The 22517-nt window shown below is 45.0% G+C and carries 20 protein-coding genes; 7 read left to right on the top strand and 13 right to left on the bottom strand.

The window, feature by feature from the left end; genetic code table 11:
* Positions 1–169: 169 nt before the first annotated feature.
* Together K6Y31_RS17975 and K6Y31_RS17970 are read right to left on the bottom strand one after the other, a co-directional pair.
* Positions 170–667 carry a hypothetical protein gene (locus K6Y31_RS17975; RefSeq protein ID WP_233054301.1) on the bottom strand — a complete coding sequence of 166 codons (498 nt, stop codon included), beginning with the start codon at positions 665–667 and terminating at the stop codon, positions 170–172.
* 131 nt (positions 668–798) lie between these two features.
* A complete protein-coding gene (locus tag K6Y31_RS17970; RefSeq protein WP_233054300.1) occupies positions 799–1137 on the bottom strand; it encodes a hypothetical protein in 339 nt (112 codons plus the stop codon).
* A gap of 485 nt (positions 1138–1622) precedes the next feature.
* Here K6Y31_RS17970 and K6Y31_RS17965 point away from each other — a divergent pair, with 485 nt between their 5' ends.
* Positions 1623–2465, top strand: coding sequence for a 23S rRNA (adenine(2030)-N(6))-methyltransferase RlmJ (locus tag K6Y31_RS17965; protein WP_233054299.1), 843 nt, complete (start codon positions 1623–1625; stop codon positions 2463–2465).
* A 118-nt stretch (positions 2466–2583) separates the two neighbouring features.
* Here K6Y31_RS17965 and K6Y31_RS17960 read toward each other — a convergent pair whose 3' ends face one another.
* Positions 2584–3165: a GNAT family N-acetyltransferase gene (locus tag K6Y31_RS17960; RefSeq protein WP_233054298.1), complete on the bottom strand. Its 582-nt coding sequence runs from the start codon at positions 3163–3165 to the stop codon at positions 2584–2586.
* A gap of 114 nt (positions 3166–3279) precedes the next feature.
* Positions 3280–4101 (bottom strand): helix-turn-helix domain-containing protein, encoded by an 822-nt coding sequence (locus K6Y31_RS17955; RefSeq protein WP_233054297.1) that lies wholly within the window; start codon positions 4099–4101, stop codon positions 3280–3282.
* A gap of 479 nt (positions 4102–4580) precedes the next feature.
* Here K6Y31_RS17955 and K6Y31_RS17950 point away from each other — a divergent pair, with 479 nt between their 5' ends.
* From K6Y31_RS17950 to K6Y31_RS17940, 3 genes are all read left to right on the top strand, one after another.
* On the top strand, positions 4581–5387 hold the full coding sequence (locus K6Y31_RS17950; protein ID WP_233054296.1) for a helix-turn-helix domain-containing protein: 807 nt from the start codon (positions 4581–4583) through the stop codon (positions 5385–5387).
* Positions 5388–5433: 46 nt separating this feature from the next.
* Positions 5434–5832, top strand: a complete 399-nt coding sequence (locus K6Y31_RS17945) for a VOC family protein (RefSeq protein WP_233054295.1) — start codon at positions 5434–5436, stop codon at positions 5830–5832.
* 531 nt (positions 5833–6363) lie between these two features.
* Positions 6364–6987 (top strand): flavin reductase family protein, encoded by a 624-nt coding sequence (locus tag K6Y31_RS17940; protein WP_232801331.1) that lies wholly within the window; start codon positions 6364–6366, stop codon positions 6985–6987.
* A 66-nt stretch (positions 6988–7053) separates the two neighbouring features.
* On the opposite strand, the gene fhuB is transcribed toward K6Y31_RS17940, so the two are convergent.
* From fhuB to K6Y31_RS17910, 6 genes are all read right to left on the bottom strand, one after another.
* Positions 7054–9039: a Fe(3+)-hydroxamate ABC transporter permease FhuB gene (gene fhuB, locus K6Y31_RS17935; protein ID WP_232801332.1), complete on the bottom strand. Its 1986-nt coding sequence runs from the start codon at positions 9037–9039 to the stop codon at positions 7054–7056.
* Entirely contained in the window at positions 9036–10001 is a 966-nt protein-coding gene (locus tag K6Y31_RS17930) for an iron-siderophore ABC transporter substrate-binding protein (RefSeq protein WP_233054294.1), read from the bottom strand. Before K6Y31_RS17930 ends, fhuB begins: the two co-directional genes overlap by 4 nt.
* Positions 9995–10762: an ABC transporter ATP-binding protein gene (locus K6Y31_RS17925; protein ID WP_233054293.1), complete on the bottom strand. Its 768-nt coding sequence runs from the start codon at positions 10760–10762 to the stop codon at positions 9995–9997. The genes K6Y31_RS17930 and K6Y31_RS17925 overlap by 7 nt, the downstream gene beginning before the upstream one ends.
* A 32-nt stretch (positions 10763–10794) precedes the next feature.
* Positions 10795–11601 carry a siderophore ferric iron reductase gene (locus K6Y31_RS17920; RefSeq protein WP_233054292.1) on the bottom strand — a complete coding sequence of 269 codons (807 nt, stop codon included), beginning with the start codon at positions 11599–11601 and terminating at the stop codon, positions 10795–10797.
* 76 nt (positions 11602–11677) lie between these two features.
* Complete coding sequence (locus tag K6Y31_RS17915; protein WP_233054291.1) at positions 11678–13852, bottom strand: TonB-dependent siderophore receptor; 2175 nt, start codon at positions 13850–13852, stop codon at positions 11678–11680.
* A gap of 100 nt (positions 13853–13952) precedes the next feature.
* On the bottom strand, positions 13953–14918 hold the full coding sequence (locus K6Y31_RS17910) for an AraC family transcriptional regulator (protein WP_233054290.1): 966 nt from the start codon (positions 14916–14918) through the stop codon (positions 13953–13955).
* Positions 14919–15253: 335 nt separating this feature from the next.
* Here K6Y31_RS17910 and K6Y31_RS17905 point away from each other — a divergent pair, with 335 nt between their 5' ends.
* Positions 15254–15817, top strand: a complete 564-nt coding sequence (locus K6Y31_RS17905) for a hypothetical protein (protein WP_233054289.1) — start codon at positions 15254–15256, stop codon at positions 15815–15817.
* A 71-nt stretch (positions 15818–15888) separates the two neighbouring features.
* Here K6Y31_RS17905 and K6Y31_RS17900 read toward each other — a convergent pair whose 3' ends face one another.
* The 3 genes from K6Y31_RS17900 to K6Y31_RS17890 form a co-directional block, all read right to left on the bottom strand.
* The gene (locus K6Y31_RS17900; RefSeq protein ID WP_233054288.1) at positions 15889–16374 is read right to left on the bottom strand and encodes a hypothetical protein; all 486 of its coding nucleotides are present in this window, start codon (positions 16372–16374) and stop codon (positions 15889–15891) included.
* 155 nt (positions 16375–16529) lie between these two features.
* Positions 16530–17720, bottom strand: coding sequence for a potassium/proton antiporter (locus K6Y31_RS17895; RefSeq protein ID WP_232801340.1), 1191 nt, complete (start codon positions 17718–17720; stop codon positions 16530–16532).
* A gap of 45 nt (positions 17721–17765) precedes the next feature.
* Complete coding sequence (locus K6Y31_RS17890; RefSeq protein WP_232801341.1) at positions 17766–18197, bottom strand: lipocalin-like domain-containing protein; 432 nt, start codon at positions 18195–18197, stop codon at positions 17766–17768.
* Between the two features lie 138 nt (positions 18198–18335).
* Here K6Y31_RS17890 and K6Y31_RS17885 point away from each other — a divergent pair, with 138 nt between their 5' ends.
* Positions 18336–19142: an AraC family transcriptional regulator gene (locus tag K6Y31_RS17885; protein ID WP_233054287.1), complete on the top strand. Its 807-nt coding sequence runs from the start codon at positions 18336–18338 to the stop codon at positions 19140–19142.
* A 194-nt stretch (positions 19143–19336) separates the two neighbouring features.
* Positions 19337–22516 carry a bifunctional proline dehydrogenase/L-glutamate gamma-semialdehyde dehydrogenase PutA gene (putA, locus tag K6Y31_RS17880; protein WP_233054286.1) on the top strand — a complete coding sequence of 1060 codons (3180 nt, stop codon included), beginning with the start codon at positions 19337–19339 and terminating at the stop codon, positions 22514–22516.
* Position 22517: the final 1 nt, after the last annotated feature.

Genomic DNA, 22517 nt, shown 5'->3' with positions numbered 1-22517 from the left:
TTTGCCATTTGCTTCCTTCAGATTTCACCTCGCGGTGAACACCCTTGCATAGGCTAACGGTTCTCTCTCGATTGAGCCCGTAGAGGACTTTCACCTCCTAGATCAACGCCATGCTCGGCGCACACACTTGAATATAGGGTGTCGGCTTCGCGACACCTATTCTTATCTGTTAGGCTTTGAACACATCTGGATACTGCAGTACTTCTAAGCATTCATTGCAAGCTTTGATGATTTCTTCTCTCCGCTTTTGCTTCGACAAACCATTTATGCACTCACAGTACCATTCATCTTCTAGTGCAGTAAATTCTCCAAGTGTTCCAGGGTAGTCCAGCGCCATATTGACAGCATAGATTTGAGATACACCCGAATCAGGGGCTAGAACACCGTCAATTATATCTTTTGCAAGAACCCAAGCGTACCCCGCCAAAGCTGCCTCCTGACTAGGGCGAATAATTTTTAGTTCATTGAGCACTCTATTGAAGTAGTCTTCAGCTTCAAACTCATTAACCGGCTTCAATAGTGTTGCCAAAATAGCAAGATTCTCTGTTTCAACACCGCTCTCAAGCAAATACATTGCCCAGTCAACTTTATACTCACCTCCACCTGAGCACATAGCTGCTAATCCGAGCACTCGATAGGTTTCATGTTTATCCGATTCAGAGAACATAACTATCCTTGGAGCCTCAACGCCGCCATATGGGGCATTGTTTGCGGAGTGGTGCTTTGGTGTAAAGTAGCGAAGCCACACCAAAGCTCCACGGAGCGAACAATGTCCCTATGATGGCATTGTTAAGTGATTTATTGGGTAAAATTGGTTTTGATAAACAGTATCGATTCTTCATATTCATTTTCTGACCAAGTGCCAATTTCAATATGCGTGTTGCCATCCCACAAACATATGACTTCACAGTCAGGGTCTAATTGAATTCCGTAATCATGCCCTAAACCTTCGCAGATCGCGAAAACATCTTCATCTTGATAGGTTTTAGATTTGTAAAATTTTAAATTTGAAAAGTGGCTAGGGAGGTCGTTTGCTATTAGATTGAAAAGATCGCGGCCGAATCCTTTATATCTATCAGAGACTTCTTCAAATGATACTGATTCATAGACCCACCCATCATTTAACAACTTATGCATATTCGTCACTTAACAGCTTTTATACGGATATACGGAATTCCGTATAAATCCCGCACGCTACCGCACGAAAATCGTCATTCCGCATAAAATAAATTAATAATATTCAGCCAGTTAAATGCTCTTTTGCCACCCGTAACAAGCAACACAGGGTAAACAAAGGGAGCCTAGTATTTACCGAGACCAAATTTGCCCCCCATAAAGGATTCAGCTGATTCATTTTGTGATTATATATCAAAGTGTTAGAAATAAGGTGTGAACAAAGCGAGACTTTTACTATTTATTTACCGCACCAAAATTTGGCAAAACCAGCTAAACTCCATTACACCTGTATAAATAAACATCAAACAGACGGTAAGTCACGGCCACCCGTTTCATCATTCTTTTGCCGCCAAACAACAAAATACAGGTCAGTTACCGTCTGCAAATAGACCTCACCCCCAACTCAAGTTATCATAGCGCCATTATTTTTTGCTTGAGTTGTGCCCTTGTTAAGCTATCGCCATTCCTACCATGCAGGCAATTTTGCCGATGTACTAAAACACCTTGTTGCGCTGCGTATTTTTCGTCATTTAAATGCCAAGCCTAAGCCCTATTTGTATTTAGACACTCACAGCGGCCCCGGCGGTTATGCCCTTAACTCTGAGCATGCACAAAAAACGCAAGAATACCTCACTGGCATTGCCAAACTATGGCAACAAGTGAATTTACCTGAGCCATTGCAAGACTACGTTGACCTAATCAAAGACTTTAACGAAGGCGGCGAGCTAGCCCACTACCCCGGCTCACCATCTATTGCCAAAGCTGTGCTGAGTGAACACGACAGACTAAACCTGTTTGAACTGCACACCACTGAGATTGAATTACTAAAACAAACCTTTCCTCGTGAGCGTCGCACGGCGGTTGAGCATGGCGACGGTTTTAAAGGTTTAATTGCCAAAGTGCCGCCCAAAGAGCGCCGCGGTTTTGTGTTAATCGACCCGCCGTATGAAATTAAATCTGACTACGACAAAGTGGTGAGCACTGTAATTGCTGCTCATAAGCGTTTTGCAACTGGCGTCTATGCCATTTGGTATCCCGTGGTAGAGCGTTATCGCATTAAGCAGATGGAGCAAGGCTTTATTAACAGTGGTATTCGCAACATTCAATTGTTCGAACTGGCGATTAAACCTGATACCACTGAGCGCGGCATGACCTCAAGCGGCATGATAGTGATTAACCCGCCATGGAAACTAAAAGCGGAAATGGACGCCTGTTTACCCCTGCTGGCTGAGTTACTGGGCGACAACCAACAAGGCTTTTTCCGCAGCGAGCAATTGGTACCGGAATAATTTACTAGTCGCACTGGCGCGTTTGCCAACAACGCGCCTTGCTGTTCAGCGGTGACAGAGGAAATTCGATCGACGATGAAAACTGCTGGCTAGCCCATTAGGCCATTTCACAAACACGTTAGCGCTGCTTGAACTGCGCAGCTGTCATGCCGTATAACACTCGGTCATCAAAGCCAGTATCTACTTTATAATAATTTTTTTGTGTTCCTTCTAAGGTGTAGCCACACTTTTCCATCACTTTATAAGAGCCCACATTACTCAGGTAGCAGTCAGCGGTTACTTTATGAGCGCCTAGCTCTGTAAACGCAAGCTTGGTCATAAAGGCACACACTAAAGACGCAATACCTTGACCCCAAGCATGTTCCGCAAGTTGATAACCCACTTCAAAGTTACCTTGCATAAACATAACCTTAGGTAAGCCTGCCATCCCCATATAAGCGCCATCGAGATCTCGAATGATAGCCGTTGGACTTTCAGGCCATTCGCCTTTTGCTATCGCTTGTTGTACGTTTTCGATGATCGGGTTAAAAAAACCTTCATATAATTCAACTGGCGCGGGTGCGAAAAAAAGATATTTAGTTACATTTGGGTTATCCAACATTGCAATGATGTCTTTAAGATCGTCTTGAGTGATCAGCTTGATCGTTAGTTTGTCACTTAGCGGGACGGCTTTACCTTGTTTGAATAGTGATATAGACACTGGCTGTTTCCTTGGCTTTTGAATATGGGCCAAGGATAATGGGCGATTGTTGTCGAGGATTGAACATTTGCGACATTTGCAGCAAGGCTAATATCCCGCAACCTAACAGCAGCCCTACTCAAAATCACCATAAGCATCAATCACTAAGTCTCGAGCATTCAAATAACCTGATGGTGTCACCCCAATAACTTGCTTCATTTTCCTGATCAAATGAGGCTGATCGCTGAAACCAAACTGGCTTGCCATTTCAGCCCAATTGGCCTTATTTGGCTGTTGATGCAAATGCATAAACAGCGCTTCAAACTTGACGATGCTTTGATACTGCTTAATGCCTATCCCTACCGTTTTCTTAAACGCTCGCTCTAACGTTCGCTTTGTTGTAAAGCACTGTTGAGCCAAATTATCGCTGGTAAATAAACCATTATGTTGCTCTATTAAGGCTAATGCTTTTTCAACAAGAATAACCGACCTGTCCCTTTGAACCGATTTCATCAGCGGCTGTAGATCTTGCTCTACACGCTCCAATATGGCCGCTTTTTCACCCTCCACAATCAGTGACTGGTAATCACTTGACGAGAGTAGATGAGCAAGCCAATCAAGCTCTAAACATTGGTCAATCACTCCCGACTCTTGCTGTTGCAGCTGATATAGCGCCGTTGGTGTAAATCGAATACCCAACCGAGTTAATGGAGCGTCATCATTTAAGATAAGGGTTTGTGTACTGGGTGTAATAAGATGGGAGCCGGTCCCGACAAAGTGACTCGCTTTGTTCTGGTAATCATAAGTTTGAGTTGAAGGCGTGATAATGTAATGTGCGTTCACATTCGGTATCAACTGGGGCATAAACGCTATCGACTCGCCCTGCTTTACCTCTAGGTACCAAACCCAATCAACAAGGTGTTTAATCGACTCAATTTGATGTTTCCAAGTAATCATGAGGCTCCCTTAACGACGTATCAGTATATACCCAATCTACTTGAAGATGCATGTTTCACGTTGATTAGATACATCGACCATCAAGAGTCAATCAATTAACGCTTACCCCCTCTGTTACTTAACCTCAGTTTTGCTTAAGCCTATTACGAATGGATAAAGTATATTTTTACTGCAAAATTTCGTTTTCAGGGATGAAAACGCAAAGCGTATAGGGACATATTTACCGCGTTTTTGCAGGGGAAATATACTATTTTGCTTACCCAGAACTCGGGTTACTTATTCTGTCTCCGTAATGATGAAATGATATCGCGCTTGATTTTTCATTGGGAGAACTTATCTTAATAAAATATGAGCAAATATTGTTGGCGTTATTGTGCAACAGTAAAATTGATAAAGGATAAGGCCGGGTTTTATGCACCACGCCATACGAATAAAAAACGAGTGGTTAACAAAGCTTATGTTAGTAAATCAATCTTAAAATGTTGTTAGATTATAACCCAATGCAAGGCGCTGTCGCTGATGACCGCGCGTATATAACGCGGCAACCGCTCCCCCCATTAAATCGTTGGGTGCAATCATACTGGCAGCTAAAAGTAGCTAAAGGTCAATTTTTATATCATAGCGTGCCAGATAACTGTGTAGATTGGATAATTAATCTAAACAGCGCCAGCGATAACTTTCTTGTTCCACCGTTTCTCTCATCTACCTTGTTTCATATCGACGGGCCGGCGTCCTTTTTTGGCATTCGTTTTCGAATTCTCGGCCATCGTGGCCTGATTGCTATCCCATTAGGAGAATGGGGAATGGCAGGTAGTGTAAAGGCGGCAGACTTATTACCCACTGAGATTGTTGGTTCGGTATTTGAGTCCCTTGAAAATTCAAAGTGCTTTGACGAATGTTGCAATAACCTGTCGAAAGTCATGCTGTCTGCAGTCAAGTTTGCCGATGTTGATGTTCGTCTGGCGCGCTACATCAGATACTGTTACAAAAATGTTAGCTCCCACCTTGATCTATCAGATAGCCAGTGTGCTGAGTTTGGCGTGTCTGCACGCCAGCTAAGAAGGTTAACCAAGCAACACCTTGGACTGCTTCCTAAAGACTTTGGCAAGGTAATGAAATTTCAGAGCACTCTCAAAGGGATGAATACACTGGCGTGTAACCAAGCATACCTAGATCATTTTTACGACCAACCGCATTTCATTCGCGAGTTTAAACGTTTGTCTGGGGTAACTCCTACTCAGTTTTTAAAGATGTCCGTTTTATACAATCACTGCTCTGTTGATTGAAGAATAATGTATTGCACTTAATCAACAGTTAGAGAGAGTAAGTAAGATGATTGAAATTGAAGCGATGTTCCCTGTGATGGTAACGACAAACTTGGAAGCGGTGAAAACGTTCTATGAATCTGTGTTTGGATTTAATGCTGTGTTTTTTGACGCTGACTTTTACTTGCATTTGGTATCACCAAGCTCAGGCGTCCAGCTTGGATTCTTAATGCCGGAGCATACAACTCAACCTGAGTTTCTACGGCCACTGATGTCCCCTGAGGGATACGTGATATCGCTAGAGGTTAAAGATGCCGCTCAGGCATATGCCGAAGCACAAAAAATGGATTTGACGATTGCGATGGCGCTAAAAGAAGAAGCTTGGGGACAAGTACATTTTATGCTACAAGACCCAGGCGGTTTTCGAATTGATGTCGTTCAGCATTTAGAAGCTTCAGGCAATTAGTCAGCTCAAAAATCCATACCAATAAGTATATACCCAATCAACTTGAAGATGCATGTTTCAGAGCGCCACCGTGTTTTCAATACTAGGCACGCTAATGCAGGAATGTAGGCACCTTTTAAATTAGCGTAACAACGTAGTGGAAATACGGTGGCGCTCCCAAAGGGCAAGTTTTACACGCGTTTATGCTGTGTTATTGATTTTGATAAGGGGAAGCCATTACCTGCAATCAATGCCTTGCCTAAACGTGTGTAAAATCTTGCTGAAATCAAGCATCTCCAGGTTAATTGGGTATAGGTGTCGCGAAGCCGACATTTATACTTAATTCAGCCGTTTGCAGCGCAAATTATGTTCGGTCGTTACCGCGTTAGCCAAGCAGCCAATCGATTTTACCTCTGATATGTAAATAGAATACGTTAACTCAGCATGGGACTTGATCACTCCCACATTTCCAGCGGAGTAAAAGCCATTGCTGACTCGCGCGCCTAAATCGCCTAGACTAATGCGATGAACAATTAACTCACTGAGAAGATTATGATTTTAGACTTTGCTAAGCTTTCGCCAAATCAGATTTATCACACTTTAACTCAAACCATTGTGCCGCGCCCGATAGCTTGGGTGTTGTCGAAAAATGCTCAAGATACGCTTAATTTAGCGCCATTTTCGTACTTCACCGCCATTAGCTCAAACCCGGCTATTTTGATGTATGCCGTGGGTAAAAAACCTACTGGCGAATATAAAGACTCCGCCACCAATGTGGAGTTAAACCAAGAGTTAGTGATCCACATTGCCGATACCAGCTTGGCCGCGGTGGTAACCGAATCAGCCTCTTCATTGCCAAACGATGAGTCTGAGTTACAACTAGCCAACTTAACCCACCTTAATCTGGTGGAATTCACTGGTTCAAGTTTGCCGCGTATTGAGCAATGTAAAATTGCTTTCGCGTGTAAACTACACAAGGTAGTAGAAATGGGCGAGTTGCCAATGAAGCTGATGTTTGTGGAAGTGACACGCGCTTATCTTGATCCGCAAGTGGCCACTCTTAGCGAAGATGGCCGCCATAAAATAGATGCCCTCGCACTGGATCCCCTTGCCCGTTTAGGCGGCGCAGAATACGCAAATTTAGCCAGTGTATTTAAATCAGAGCGACCTAAATAGCCGATTAACTTTTAAATATTAACGAGTAAAATGCGCCATCGCTGATCATGCCAAACGGCATTCACATCAGCGACTGCGCATTAATAGGAAAATAAAATAGCCACCGCCGATTATCGAGACCAAAATACCGGCAGATATTTGTCCCGGATAAACAACAATTTGTCCTAGCCAATCTGCGGTTAGCATTAATAATGCTCCCAATAATGCAGCAACTACTAGTTGCGGCTTAACTTGTTTAGCACCCAGCATGATGGCCATGTGCGGAGCCAGTAAACCCACAAATGCCACGGGTCCCATCGTCGTGGTGACAATAGCACATAACATGGCGACACAGCTCAACAGTAAGACATAAGCCCAACTTACATTTAACCCTCGGGCAGTGGCAAAGCTTCGTCCAACAGAAATCAACGTAAGCCAGCGCGATGCGCTTATGCTCAATCCAGCTAACACCAGCACCACAGCAAGTAACATTAATGCGTGTGAGCCTTGCGCTCGATAGGCTGAGCCAGATAGCCAGGTTAAAATAACGTATTCGTCTTCACCACCGCGTGTTAGCGCAAAATGCACCAATGCTTCAATCATGGCGGTTAATGAAATGCCCGTTAGTATCAGCATTGACGGCGCATACTGGTGCTTTTTGCCCAAGAGTAGCAACAAAGCCAGCACCAGCATGCTGCCACTGAATGCCACCAATGGCCCGGATTCATGAATGGAGACACCAAACAATAAACTACTGCCCACTAAGGTAAATGTGGCACCGGCACTGATCCCCAATAAGTCAGGGCTGGCTAAAGGGTTGTACACTAAGCGTTGCAACATTGCTCCCGCGATGGCTAACCCTGCTCCAGCGGCTAAGGTGGTGACCATTCGCGGCCAACGAACCGACCAGACAAATTCATTTGGCAAGAGCAATGAAACGCCATTGCCACTGTAGCTAAACAAGGTATATAACAATGTTGCTAGTACCAAGCATGCGCCTAACAACCAACCCGTATAACGCCCCAAATGCGCGCGCCCGCCTGGTAAGCTAATCGATAAACTGTCTTGCGCTCTAAAATGATGCCGAGCAATCCAAATTAATGCAGGTGCACCAATCATCGCGGTCGCGGTGCCACTAGGAATAATGTCGACACTGTAAGCTCCTACCCAGAGAGCCAAACTATCGGTAGCACAGAGTAATATCGCGCCCAGTATTAAGCTAAACCAAAGCTCATCTCTTGCGGTGCGAGCACCTAATATTCGCGCAACATTGGGCGCTAATAAACCAATAAAGCTAATAACGCCAACCGCGGTGATCACGCTGGCGACTAGCCATAAACCAATCGCAATAAAGCCAAGAAACATTGGCACCACACTTACGCCACGCGCAGTTGCGCCTTGCTGGCCGAGTTTAAGCACCGTTAGCAAACGCGGGGCAAACAACAAGATAGCCAGGGCAACGGTAATTTTAGGCAATAACCACTGTAACCAAGACCAACCATTTTGCCCTAAATCGCCAGCGCCCCAAATAAATAAATTTTTCGCGTACTGATCATTAAGTAAAATAATCGCGCTGGCTATCGCGCCCAATAAAATGTTCACCGTCATGCCCGCCAATACAATCGGCAGGCCACTCACATTACGAATTCCCACTATTGCCAGCACCAACAGCAACGTTAACACCGACCCCATTAATGCCGCTATGGCACTGTACTCTCCCACCCAACTTGGGAAAAAGACATTGATAATCACCAACGCAAGCCAAGCGCCAGACGCCGTGCCCAAGGTCAAGGGCGACATTAACGGGTTTTGTGTTAGCTGCTGCATTAAGCTACCAACCAAACCTAACATTGCACCGACAATTAGCCCCATCAACCAACGCGGTAACTGCACGTAGTAATAGTTAATTTCGGTAAACGATTCAGCAGGTGTACCAAACAAAAGTGCGCTTTGTTCGAACAATGTCAGAACATGACCATTAAAAGAGGTATCACTGGCCATACCACCTAGCTGCAGGTGGAGAAAAGAAATGACGCACAAGGCCACCAGCGTCATGGTGTAACGTATTATCAACGGGGAGCAAGCTCCAATAAACTTTGACTTAATGCTTCGGCGTTATACAAGATAGACATCGCACCACCATAGCTCCATGTTGCTGCTACGCGGTTAAAGCGCTGCTGTTGTACAAATGGCATGGCTTGCCAAACTCTAGATTCCGCTAACTTGTCACGGTATTCAAAGGGCTCAAAATACAGCACAGTATGCTGAGAAAATTGCTGTAATGCAGTGATCCGCTTTTGCGCGATGCCCCATTGTGTTCTTGGCTGCACCTCTGATTCCACCACCCCCAATTTACTCAAGGCATACTGAGGAATAGAGTTTTCGCCATATACATAAACCGAGTTCACACTGGCAAAGCGAATGGCTTTCACTTGTGGTAAGTTGCCATCATAAGCCGTTAGCAATACTGATCTAAGTTCATCCAAGCGCGCTTCCATCGCCTGCAATTTTTGCTCTGCCAGCGCGGTTTTATCAAGCAGTTGCGCTATTTTTCGAAAGTTATCAACAGCCGCGGCAGCGTTATCATGAGACTCACTGTAAGTTTGGTAAAATAAAACGGGGGCAATTTTTTCAAGTCGCGACGCCAAATCTTTTTGCGGTGCGGCAATCAAGATAACATCGGGCTTTAATGCCATTAATTTTTCAATATTGGGCTCTATCCGGGCGCCTATATCTTCAACGCCTTCGGGTATGGCTGGCGTCACCACCCACTGTTCATAACCTGTAAGATCGGGCATCGCAATCGGTGTTACGCCAAGTTCAATCACTTGCTCCGCAATGTCCCAATTTAACGCGGCGACACGCACAGGATGGCTGGTAAAAGAGTGCTTTCCATCACTGTCTTCAACCCAAATTTCAGCCTTAATTGGCCAAGAAAAAAGTAAACAAAACACTAAAGTGGCAAGCGTAATAGATTGAGTAAACTTGTTTTTTGACTTAAGCCAGTCAATAGGTGCAAGGTATTTAATTAGCATACAACAGCGACCTTTTTATCTTTTGTCGGGTGATTAATAAGTTGGATATTGGCTTGGTATAAGTCAGACAACTGCGCTTCGTTAAGTAAGCTCGAATGGTCTCCTTGAAACACAACTTTACCTTGCTTTAACGCGATCACAGCATCGGCGTAGCGCAACGCTAAATTAATATCATGTAAAATAATGACAACCCCTTTGCCTGTAGTGCGATTTAGCCGCTGTAATAACGCTAACAGTTGATATTGATGCCCCACATCCAGCGCCGAAGTTGGCTCATCAAGTACCAGAACGGGCGACTGCTGCGCCAATAGCATGGCAATCCACGCCCGCTGTCGCTCGCCACCTGAGAGCTGATCGGCCAAAACCTGCTTGAAAGCCAATATGTCGGTGTCGGCCATGGCTTGGTTCATGATTTTTTGATCGCGTTTGCGAAATCGACCGAAGGTTCCTAACCAAGGAAAACGCCCCAATTTTACTAACTCTGCCACGGTTAAACCGGACGCCGCGGGTAAACGCTGAGGTAAATACGCCACCTGTTGCGCCAGTGCTCGCGCTGACAAGTGCACTAAAGCTTGGTTATTGAGTAACACTTGGCCAGAGTCTGGTTTTAATTGCCCGGCTAATATATTGACCAATGTCGATTTTCCTGAGCCATTGTGGCCCAAAATAACGGTTAATTTATCCGTGGCGATCGTTAATTCAGGCAAAGACAAAATGTCTCGTCCATCACGTCGAACATTAACTTGGTTTAGTTGGAACATTGGCTGATCGTCTTCTTTTCAATACAAGTAATTCAAGTGGGTAAACAGCGCGATACCTTATTAGCTTTCGGGCAATTGGCGCAATAATCACCGTCATTACGCCGGTAATGCATGCAGCAACTTTTGCGCGTAAATGCCAGCATTTGAGTGGCTTGATCAACAAAAAAAGCAGTTGGCGGCGTTGCCGGCAACTTTAGCTCATTCTGCCAACAAGCGATTTGATCCATTAGCTCGCTATGGCTCAAATCATCCCGTAAGTGCTGCATTCTTAACGCACTCGCAACGAGATCATCGGCTAATAAGGATTTAATCAACCCCGGCCTTAAACGGATCTGTTGGTCAAATTGCTGCTGTAATTGCGACAACAATTGCCATAACTCATTCGCAGCGTTACGGATCAACATGACCTGCTCCCCTCGATATACAGGGGTATTCGCGATGGAAAAACCAGCCACTAAGCCTTGTTCAAGGTGCAAAGTTTGGCTTAAGGCGCGTAACTCGGGCACGGCTTGGATGCCGTAAACACTCAACAAGGACAAGTAAATAGGTTGCCAGCTTAACATTGTCCAACTTCGCGTTAACCAGTATAACGGCCCTGCCTCAGGGTGTTGTTGCTGCCAATAGCCATAAAGCTGCGAAAGCAAAGCCCCCGATGTATCCTGCTTCTTCGCATCAGTCGCCGAAACAGCACGTAATAACGGTTGCTCACCGCCGCAACTGCCCTGCATTAGGGGGGCAATTTGCTCCGCTAGCGCAATTAACGCAGCATGAGCAGGATCGTGACTGTCACTGGCAACGGTCGAATTTAATCGGGAGAGAGCCTTTGGCTGACTCGTCATACTTTACTCACCACATCGCTAGTGGAACACAAACTAAAACGCCAATAACCATTGGCGTCAGGGACACTATTTACCATTAAAATGTCAGGCTCACGCTCGCTTCAACACTACGCTCTTCGCCAAACCAGCAGTTTGCTTGGTCATAACAAGAGTAATATTCTTTGTTTAACAAGTTAGTCGCCGCTAACGAAGCTTTCGCTCCAGCCAGCGAAGCACTGACATTGGCCAGATCATACGACAAGGTTAAATCGACCAAGGTATAACTCGGTACTGTGTCGGTGTTCATCGAGTCCATTTGCGTTTCCCCGACATAGCGCAGACCCGTACCTATTTGCGTGCCACTTAACGCACCTTGATAGAATTGGTAATTCGCCCACAAAGAGGCGGTTTGTTCTGGTACCCAAACCGGTGTTTTACCTTGGAGACCAGTGGTATCTTTGGTGATCTCCATGTCAATCCAAGTATAATTAAGCGCGATCCCAAGGTTATCGGTCAGCTCATGTTGGCTCTCAAATTCAACGCCTTTTGACACAATCTCACCGGATTGCATCTTCGGCCCGTAAATATTATTCGGGTCAGATACCAGCGAATCCTCTTTGGTGATATGAAATACGGCCAAATTTGCTGTGTGCGCTAAACTTTCATCGCTATATTTCAGCCCAGCTTCCCACTGATGCCCGGTCGTTGGATCAAACCCACTACCCGCTTTATCAATACCTGAAACTGGCTCGAAACTTTCGGCATAACTAATATAAGGGGCGAAGCCGTTATTAAATTCATACAATCCCCCCACTCGGAAAGAGAGGTTATCTTGGTCAACTTTGTCACGACTTGAGCTTGCATTACCGCTGTAAACCGAGTTAGATTTTGTCTCAGATGTGAACTTGTCATAACGAACGCCAGCAATAACAACCCACTGATTAAAACGCATTTGGTCTTGTGCGTAAAAACCTAATTGGCGCGTTTCCAGCTTTACATCTGAACCATAATTAAAGGTTAAAGAATCGCGGTCAATGGCCTGGTGATTAGGCTGAAACACATCCACCATCAAGCTGTAGCCATCACTGGTATCTTTGTAGATAACATCGGAAGACAGTGCTTGGTAATCAATACCCAGCAACAGATGATGCTCCATCTCTCCAACCGCAATACGACCAGATAGTTGGTTATCAATGGCTAAACTATTTGAGGTTTCATCGGTTAAATAGGCATGACGCCCAATCGTACTTTGGTCTAGGGCTAAACCTGCGGGATTGTTGTACATATTTTCTTGATAAGCACTTGCATCCATGTAGCGCGTATTTTGTAAAAACTGCCAATTGTCATTTAAATCATGCAGCAACTTATACCCTAGCAATAAAACTTCTCGCTCGTAGGTATTCCAATTCTCATCACCCAAGAAGGTACTAGGCGACAGGTTTCCCATCGGATGTGGCTTTACCGAGCCTGCAGCAGGTACTGTGGTATAGATGCCAGCACTGGGATCGTTTTGGTAATACATGTTCACATTGAGTAAAGTGCTATCGCTCATCTGCCAATCTAATGATGGCGCGAATACCCAGCGCTCTTCTTCTGAAGTGTCGGCTTGACCCTCTTTTTGCCGTACTAGCCCCACCACGCGATAAGCTAAATTACTTTGCGCAATTTGACCCGTGCTATCAAACATCAACTCTTTACGTTGATAACTGCCTGTCTTAACAGTAATACCGTGTTTCGCCTCACGTTGCGGCGACTTAGCGATCATGTTAACCATGCCGCCAGGCGGCGTACTACCATACAAAACAGACGTTGGGCCTTTGAATACTTCAATTTGCTCAAGCATCACCGGATCGATCTGCGGCTGTAAATTCCAGCCGTTATACATCAAAGGCAAGCCATCATAGAAGTTTTGGTAATTATCAAAACCACGAATATTAAATAAATCAAGTCTGGTCACTGCGCCGCCACGTAACTCTGTATTAACCCCCGGCACATAGCGTAATGCTTCTGCTACTGAGCTAACATCTCGCTGCTCTAACATGTCAGCATCAATGACCGAAATAGCCTGTGGCGTTTCGTACACGTCTAGAGATGTTTTTGTTGCCGTGTTCCGGTAGGCCTGACCCAATACCGTCATGGTTTGCACCTCTTCAGCTGACTCCCCTGTGGCATTGTTAGTCGTCCCCTGCTCAGCATAAACTAGCGGTTGATACAAAATTGTCGATATCATACTCGCCAAGGCAGTACGTTTATAAATGATGGGAAATGGCATGTGCATCCTCTAAACAACTAGAATAAATGGTAATAGATATCATTTGCATTCTATATAGATTCGCCAATAAAAGTTAACAATTTGGGGCATGTTGCGACATTTATCCTAGAGACTCTCCTTTCGCCATCACAGGCAGCCAATATTCCATGCAAGCCTGCTCAGCGGATCCATCATATTTGACGGGATATACTTCTAATTCATAACCGTCTAAGCCCCGATAGCCTGATTCCGGTAGCCAATTTAATAAAAACCACTCAATGGTCGCCGCTAACTGCCTTATTGGGCCTCTATGTGTCACCACCGCATACGTTTGTTCCGGTACATATTTGGTTTTAAACGGCGTGATAATCTGGGAGATAGCAGACATGTCAGCTGAACTCATAGAATGACCAAGTGCTGCCCAATAACGAAGGTTGCCGCCAGCAAGGTTAACTTGCGTCGTATCAATGACTCCTAGCATCGCATCAAAGTAAGTTGGCTTAAAAGGCCATGCGTCTTTCACATCTGCCAATGAATGATGAAATTGTTGCCACACTAAAGGGACGCGCTGTTGGAAGTTAGGCTGTGGCGATAATACCCCACTGATCTCAACGTCGATGCCACTGAAGTAAAATCCTGCTCGCGTTTCAATACGCACTTGGGTTAAGCTCTTCCCTCCTTTAGGTAAGTGATGCACTTTTGTCACTTCTAATGGTTTTCTTAGACCAGTTAACACCCCCCTTTTTTTATAAGCCCTTGGACTTAAGTCAAACATATTCTTAAACGCTCGACTGAAGCTCATTTCAGAGCCAAAACCCAGCGCCAAAGCAATGTCTATCACGCGTAATTCCGTCGCAACCAATAGTTCGGCAGCTCGGCTAAGCTTAATTTCACGGACATAGTTGGCTACAGAAAAACCCGTTTCGTGTAAAAAAACCCGTTGTAACTGCCAACGAGACCAACAACTTTTTGATGCGATCTGCTCTACTGACAGAGGCTGATCCAAGTGTTGGTGGATATATTCCAACACTCGAATGATGCGAGAAAAAGGCGGACGATCTGTGCCGATAGTGCTTACATTAGACATTTATTTTGAACATACCATTAGCTGTGCCGGCGGGTATTTTGCCACAAAAAAGACCATTAACGATACTTATTATCATTACCATGGTGCATCCTAGCAGATTTAACCGCTGTGGTGCCATTCACGTCACTGCATGGTATATACCCAATCAAAATAGAACGACGGTAATAAAACTTGAAGCTTATAGTTAGTTGTATCAGTATGATTAACTGTTTGAGAATACAAGCAGTTTAACGTTTAGCCGCGGGCTTGAACGCGACTGCTGAACGCTACAATATCGATGGCTAAATGGATGTAACTTCATCAGCTAAAAATGAATTAAAGCATCGGAGTGTGCAATGAGAATCCTATTACCAAGTTTGTTGTTTATGAGTTTAACCGGATGTTCAAGCTTGACACCTAGCCAAGAAAGCACATCCACTCATCCACCAACAGAATGTAAAGGAAGTGTCGCCTTACCAACAAATATCGCCGCCAATTTTGAAGCGATTGAAGATCAAGCTCTGTTAGAGAGTGCATTAGGCGAACCTGAACAAGGCAAGTTGTGCCAAGGTCAGGTTTACGAAAGCCGTCAGACTGCTGAAGTCGTGATATTTAGAGCGTGGAATAGTACCAATCCAAACAGCCAATTTGGCCAATGGTGGGCGTTTGATAAACCCAATGGGAAAGTATCGGCTTATCGCTCAAATTATGAAATATGCTACCAATGGTCGCCATTAGATAAACTCGTTCGTTGCACTCTTAAGCCGGGTACAAAAGTCGTTGTCGGCAACGGACAGAGTGCGAAATGCTCTGAGTATTTGACCTATGATGTTTCAGAGACACAGCAAATTTATATTTCTGATGCTGCTAATTTAGTGACAAACTGCAGCGAATATGACGCTATGCTGAGTTGGCAATAAGTAAGTAAAATACCTTTTTATCGTCCCACTACTCAGACCAATAAGCGTTGGGTAGTGAGACGAAGCCTTACTTACTCACCGGGCGCATCATCAATTTTTTTACGCATGAGCTCTAGTAACTGTCCTGTCATCATTACCACTGACATATGCAGCATGCTACGTTTTTTATCCGCCGCTTCGGTATGTTTATAAGCTAATTTTTGCAGCTCAGATTTCGCTTCTTTAATTTGTTCTTTTATTTGTTTTATTTGCGCTTCTCGAAACTGCTCTTCCCGAGACAAGCCGCTCGTGCTCTCGCTTTCTTGTCCGCGATTAAGCAGTAAATTTTTGGCTTGTTCAAGGGCTTGCTGCTTTTGTTGCTCAAGATGGTCTTTTTGCTGATTGGCGTAGCGCTCTTTCGCTTCATCTGACAGGGTAATTTTGTCACCCTGCGCGACTAAACCACCCGCTAGTTCACGTGTTGGCAGATCAGCTTTTGGCAGCGGCTCTTCCTGCTTAGTCAACGCCGTGCTTGCGCGAGTGTCATAACTCTTACTAGCATTAAGATTTATCGCCATCTCGTGCTATCCCATCTGTTGTGAGCCTATCATAGAGTATCGGCCAACCCGGCTAAAAGTTAAACTAAGTGGCGATAAATTGCCATTTAGCCATATCGTAAACAGCTCATCGAATGCGCTTTAATAAACCTTATTCAGGTCTGAAAGTAAGCTGATTATTGTTTGACTAAACCCAATTTCCTTGCCAATGGTTCAATTGCCCCGCCTTGAATAAAGACCGAGAACAACACGATAAAAAACACCATGTGCATCATTTCTATTGCACCAGGTACGCCTGCGGTTGCAGGGATCAGAGCAAAAACTATCGGAGTAGCCCCCTTTAAACCAATCGCCGAGATAAATATACGCTTTTTCCAACTGGCGTTAACAAAAGGCAAATAGCACAGCTGAACCGCAAGGGGTCTAGCAACAAATATGAGTAAAATTGCAGGTAGAACTGACAGCCAGAATACTTCAACGAGGTTTTGCGGGAATATTTGCAATCCTAATACAACAAACATTAACGACTGCGCCAACCAAGAGAGGCTGTTATAAAAATGTTTACTGATTTCATGGCCCCGCAATAATTCATTACCCACAATGACCCCAGCCACATATACCGCGACTAGCACATTGCCCCCCAACAATTCATTGCTATAAACAACAATAAGAAAGCAGGCCAAGATATAAACAGGGATCAATCCTACTTCGTCTAGTTCTATTTTGTTCAGTACCCAAACGGCTGATTTGCCAAGCGCAAAACCTAATCCCGCCCCGACCAGTACTTGCTGGGTTAACATTAAACCAATACTGGCAAAGCTAGGGCTAACGCCAGTGCTATTCACAATTAAGTCCGTTAATAGGATGACCATTAACAATGCCACGGGGTCGTTAGTTGCCGACTCAAATTCCAACACGGTATCAGTATTTTCTTTTAGCTTTAATTGCTTAGATTGAAGAATTGAAAATACTGCAGCCGCATCAGTTGAAGAAACCACTGCAGCAAATAATAAGCAAGTTAAGAGATCGAAATCGAGCAGATAATACAAGATCACTGCAAAAATTAATGTAGTGAACAACACCCCTAAACTCGACAAAGTGCCCCCCTCACGCCAAGCCACCCTAATACTTTTGGTTGACGTGTTTAGACCACCAACAAATACAATCACATTCAAAGCCATGCCGCCAATCAACGAGCTAAGCACTATGTTGTCATAAGTAAAGTCAAATTCGCCGTTACCAAAAGCTAAGCCCACTACCATAAAAATTAATAGCGAAGGGATCCCTAGGGTTTTGGATGGATGGTGCAATAAAATGCCGATGACCACCAGCAACGCAATTCCAATCATGCTCATTTCAAACGACAAGTGTCCTCCCCGCCATCTCAGCCTAAATAAAGGTCTAATTATCGGTTACTTTTCAATTCTTTTATACACTTCCTTAACGTAACCGTCTTGCTCAGCAAAACCAAGCATACGCAGTGGATAAGGGCCTTGCTGGGTCAGTGTGTCGCCGTCCAAGGAGAGAGAGAAGCTAATGGCTTTGCCCTCATAATTGGGGTAGCTACAAAATTCAACCCACTCGGTGTAGGTTTCGCCCTCTAAAGTAAAGCGTCCTCCACCTGTATCTAAGGTTTTACTCGCTGCTAAGCGCTCTTCATCGGTCACACTTGCGCTAAATGGAACGCGGTCGGCAGTTTTAGAATAAAAGTAAAAATGACCCGATTCCGTAAAATGTTTGATCATCTCACGGTTAGGATCAAAGCTATCCGTCATTTTATCGGCAATGGTCATTTCAGCAGCGATAAGTTGCCAACGGCCAATCAAATTTTCTTTGGTCAACATATTGGTTACTCCTTGATAGTCATGAGCCGTTATCATGTATTTGATTTATCTTTGAGTCGAGAACATTTGTCGCTATCACTGTGCCCTGTCGGTATTTTAGTTATACTCACTACAACATTTATGCCTAACGGTTCGCCTATGCCCGATTCAAAATCACTAACTAACCCTATTCCATTACCTCGGCCTGCTGAAATTATAACGCTACCTAGTTATAAAAATTGCCATGACCACCAATACACACAAGTGGTTATTGGCCTTAAAGGACAAGTAGAATTTGAAGTGGCTGGCCGTGGTAACATCGTTGGTCCAGGGCAAGGTTGTGTCGTAGTGGCATGCTCTGACCACGCATTTGGCGGCATTGCCTGCCAATCGGATATATTGGTTTTAAACTTGCCGACACCACAACGGCACGATCCCTTAATGCTACAAAAAATCAATCAATTAGCTCATTGTGACACTTATTTTCAGCTCGATGCGCAAATCCAAAAATTAATCCAAATGTTAGTGCAAGAAATGCAATCTAACCCTGATGACTTATTGCTCAGCCGCGCTTGTAACGATACCGTTATCGCTTTATTACAACGCCACATCAGTGCATTTCAAACTGGGAAAAAAGAGTCGCGCTTTGACTTAGAAACCCTTGACCGTTACATAAATCAACACCTTAGTCATAAAATTTCCATTGCTCAATTAGCGGGCAGTGTGTTCTTAGGTGAAAGCCAGTTTCATCTCATGTTTAAAGAACAAATGGGGATTACACCTCATCAATACGTATTGAACAAACGTATTAATTTAGCCAAAAAACTCATTAACCAAGGTCACTTAAATTTAAGCCAAATATCCGAACTGGTCGGTTTTTCAAGTCAAAGTTCTTTCACTCATCGCTTTACACGTGCTTTGGGTATCTCTCCTTCGCAGTATAAAAAACAATATAGCCCCAGCTAGCTAACAAATGTCAAAATATAATGTTAATTTTAAATTAGTGACTATGTTTAAATTTTGTTAATCAATGTACTTTCAGACAAATACACCGTAGTTTTTGACAAGTAATACTCTGCCACCCAAAATACACTGACAGCCATTGTAATTTTCTCGGCTTGTTTATTAAACGAGTCGATAGTGAAATCAAAGGAGAAGGCATGTTTACTGCCACGGATGTGTTAAAAGCAGCGTTTCATGAGCAACCTCTTGACCAACTTTGGTCGCTGATTTCGCCATTATATATGGTGGATGAAACCCAATGGCTAACTGAGCTGTTACCCTTAGCAACCCCTTCGGCCGCAGAAAAAGCGCAAATCGCCGATAAAACCAGCCAGCTCATCAAAGCTATTCGCGCCGATAAAAACGCAATCCAAATGATTGATGCTCTGCTACTGGAATACAGCTTAGACACCCAAGAAGGCATTTTACTCATGTGTTTGGCCGAGGCCTTAATGCGTATTCCCGACTCTACCACTGCCGATGCGTTGATTAAAGACAAACTTAGCGTTGCTGATTGGCAATCACATTTGGCCCATTCAGACTCGGTTTTTGTTAACGCTTCAACTTGGGGCTTAATGCTAACAGGCAAAGTCATTGGCCTTGGCAGCCCCGCGCCACAAAGTCCCACTCAAGCACTTAATAAATTGGTTAACAAACTGTCAGAGCCGGTGATCCGACAAGCCATGCATCAGGCCATGAAAGTAATGGGCCATCAATTTGTGCGTGGCCGCAACATTGATGAAGCGCAACAGAAAGGCCGCCCAATGCGCGACAAAGGCTTCACCTACTCATTTGATATGCTTGGAGAGGCAGCGTTAACCAGTGCAGACGCTAAGAAATACTATCAAGATTATTTAACCGCCATTGAAGCCGTTGGCAAAGAGCAATACGGTAGTAACACCAGCCCTGCACCATCGGTGTCCATAAAACTGTCGGCGCTGCATCCACGCTATGAAGTAGCAAATAAAGCTCGGGTATTAACTGAACTTTATAAAACCCTTAGCCAATTACTGCGCCGCGCCGTTGAGTGTGATGTTGCGATCACCATCGATGCCGAAGAAGCCGATCGGTTAGAGCTGTCACTGCAACTATTTGAAAAACTTTATCGCAGTGATGTAGTCAAGGGCTGGGGTAAATTTGGTTTAGTTATCCAAGCCTATTCCAAACGCGCCTTACCAGCTTTAGTTTGGCTTAACGCGTTAGCTAAAGAGCAAGGGGATTTGATCCCGTTGCGGTTAGTCAAAGGAGCATACTGGGACAGTGAAATAAAATGGTCACAACAAGCGGGCTATGCCAACTACCCCGTTTACACTCGCAAAGAAGCAACCGATGTAGCCTATTTAGCCTGTGCTCGATTTTTGTTAAGCGATCCCGTACGCGGTAATATTTTTCCACAATTTGCCAGCCATAACGCGCAAACCGTCAGCGCTATTGCGGTCATGGCCCAGCATAAAGATTTTGAATTTCAGCGTTTACACGGCATGGGCGAAGCACTTTATAACCACGTGATGGCGGCTTATCAGCAATCAGTGCGAATTTATGCTCCTGTTGGTAGCCATAAAGATTTACTGCCTTACTTAGTGCGCCGATTACTCGAAAACGGCGCCAATAGCTCTTTTGTTCACCGTTTAGTGGATGCGCGCTGTCCCATAGAGACGTTAACGCAACATCCGGTAGATATGCTGATGAGCTATGACAGCTTCAATAACACCCAGATCCCGTTACCCGGACAAGTGTTCCCTGAGCGCGTCAATTCACTGGGTATCAATGTCGATATTATCAGTGAAGCTCAGCCATTTGAGTCTCAAGTCCATCACTTACTCAGCAAGCAATGGACGGCAGGGCCAGTCATTAATGGTGTGGCACTGTTTGATGACTTATTCCAAGCCAATGACGTTCATATTGAAACCATTACCGCTCCTTATGATCGTCGCATTCAAGTCGGTAGCGTCGCCTTTGCCAGCCAAGCGCATGTGACCGCCGCCATCACCGGAGCAGAAGCCGCCTTTCCAGCTTGGCAGCAGACGCCAGTGACTGAAAAAGCAGCCATGTTGGAAAAACTGGCAGACTTATTGGAACAACATTTGGCAGAGTTTACTGCTCTGTGCCATCAAGAAGCCGGTAAAACCATTCACGACAGTATCGATGAAGTGCGCGAAGCCGTCGATTTTTGCCGTTACTACGCCAAACAAGCTCAGCAGCTAACACCGCAAACCTTAACAAGTTTTGATGGCGTTACCCGTACCAGCACCCGTCAAGGTCGCGGGGTATTTGTTTGTATTAGCCCATGGAACTTCCCTTTGGCTATCTTCCTTGGTCAAATCAGTGCGGCATTAGTAGCGGGTAATACCGTGGTTGCCAAACCCGCGGAACAAACCAGTTTAATTGCCGCGCGCGCTGTTGACTTAATGGCCGAGGCTGGCTTTCCTGCGGGCGTCATTCAATACCTACCGGGGCGCGGAACAGATATCGGTCATGCCCTTACTAGTCACCCCGCTATTGCTGGCGTGGCATTTACTGGCTCTACTCCAACCGCCCAGCGCATTAATATCACCCTTGCCAGTCGCACCGCGAAGCCAGTGCCATTTATTGCTGAAACGGGTGGCCAAAATGCCATGATCGTCGACAGTACCGCGCTACCAGAGCAAGTGGTACGTGATGTGATCCGCAGTGCATTTGCTTCCGCCGGTCAGCGCTGCTCCGCGCTGCGCGTACTATTTATACAACAAGACATTGCTGAGCGCGTCATTACGCTGATCAAAGGAGCCATGGAAGAGCTCAATGTTGGCCTGCCCTATTTACATCAAACTGACGTTGGTCCAGTAATTGATAGCAACGCCAAGCAAAAACTGCTAACTCACATTGAGCACATGAGCCAAACCCAGCGTAAAGTTGCCCAGCTACCACTAAGTAGGGCCTGCGCTGAAGGCGACTTTGTGCCACCAACGGCCTTTGAAATTGACGATATCAGTTGCTTAACCCAAGAGCATTTCGGTCCGATACTGCACATAGTGCGCTTTAAAGCCAGCGAGCTGGCTCAAGTGGTTGAACGGATCAATCAAACTGGCTTTGGTTTAACCATGGGGATACACAGCCGTAACGAAACCACCTACCGCTGGATTGAGCAACACGCGCGCGTTGGCAACTGCTACATCAACCGCGATCAAGTTGGCGCGGTGGTTGGCGTGCAGCCCTTCGGTGGACAAGGCTTATCAGGCACCGGACCAAAAGCAGGTGGGCCACATTATTTGTACCGCTTCACTGAGCAACACGTCACTGAGCAGGCGGTATCATCAGCCTCATTAACCGAGCAGACCATTAGCGCAACCAAGGCATAAG

Source organism: Motilimonas cestriensis (assembly GCF_021295315.1).
Taxonomy (GTDB): Bacteria; Pseudomonadota; Gammaproteobacteria; order Enterobacterales; family CBDFNC01; genus Motilimonas; species Motilimonas cestriensis.
Note: the sequence above shows the minus strand (reverse complement) of the source record. Positions and strands in the feature narration are given on the sequence as shown.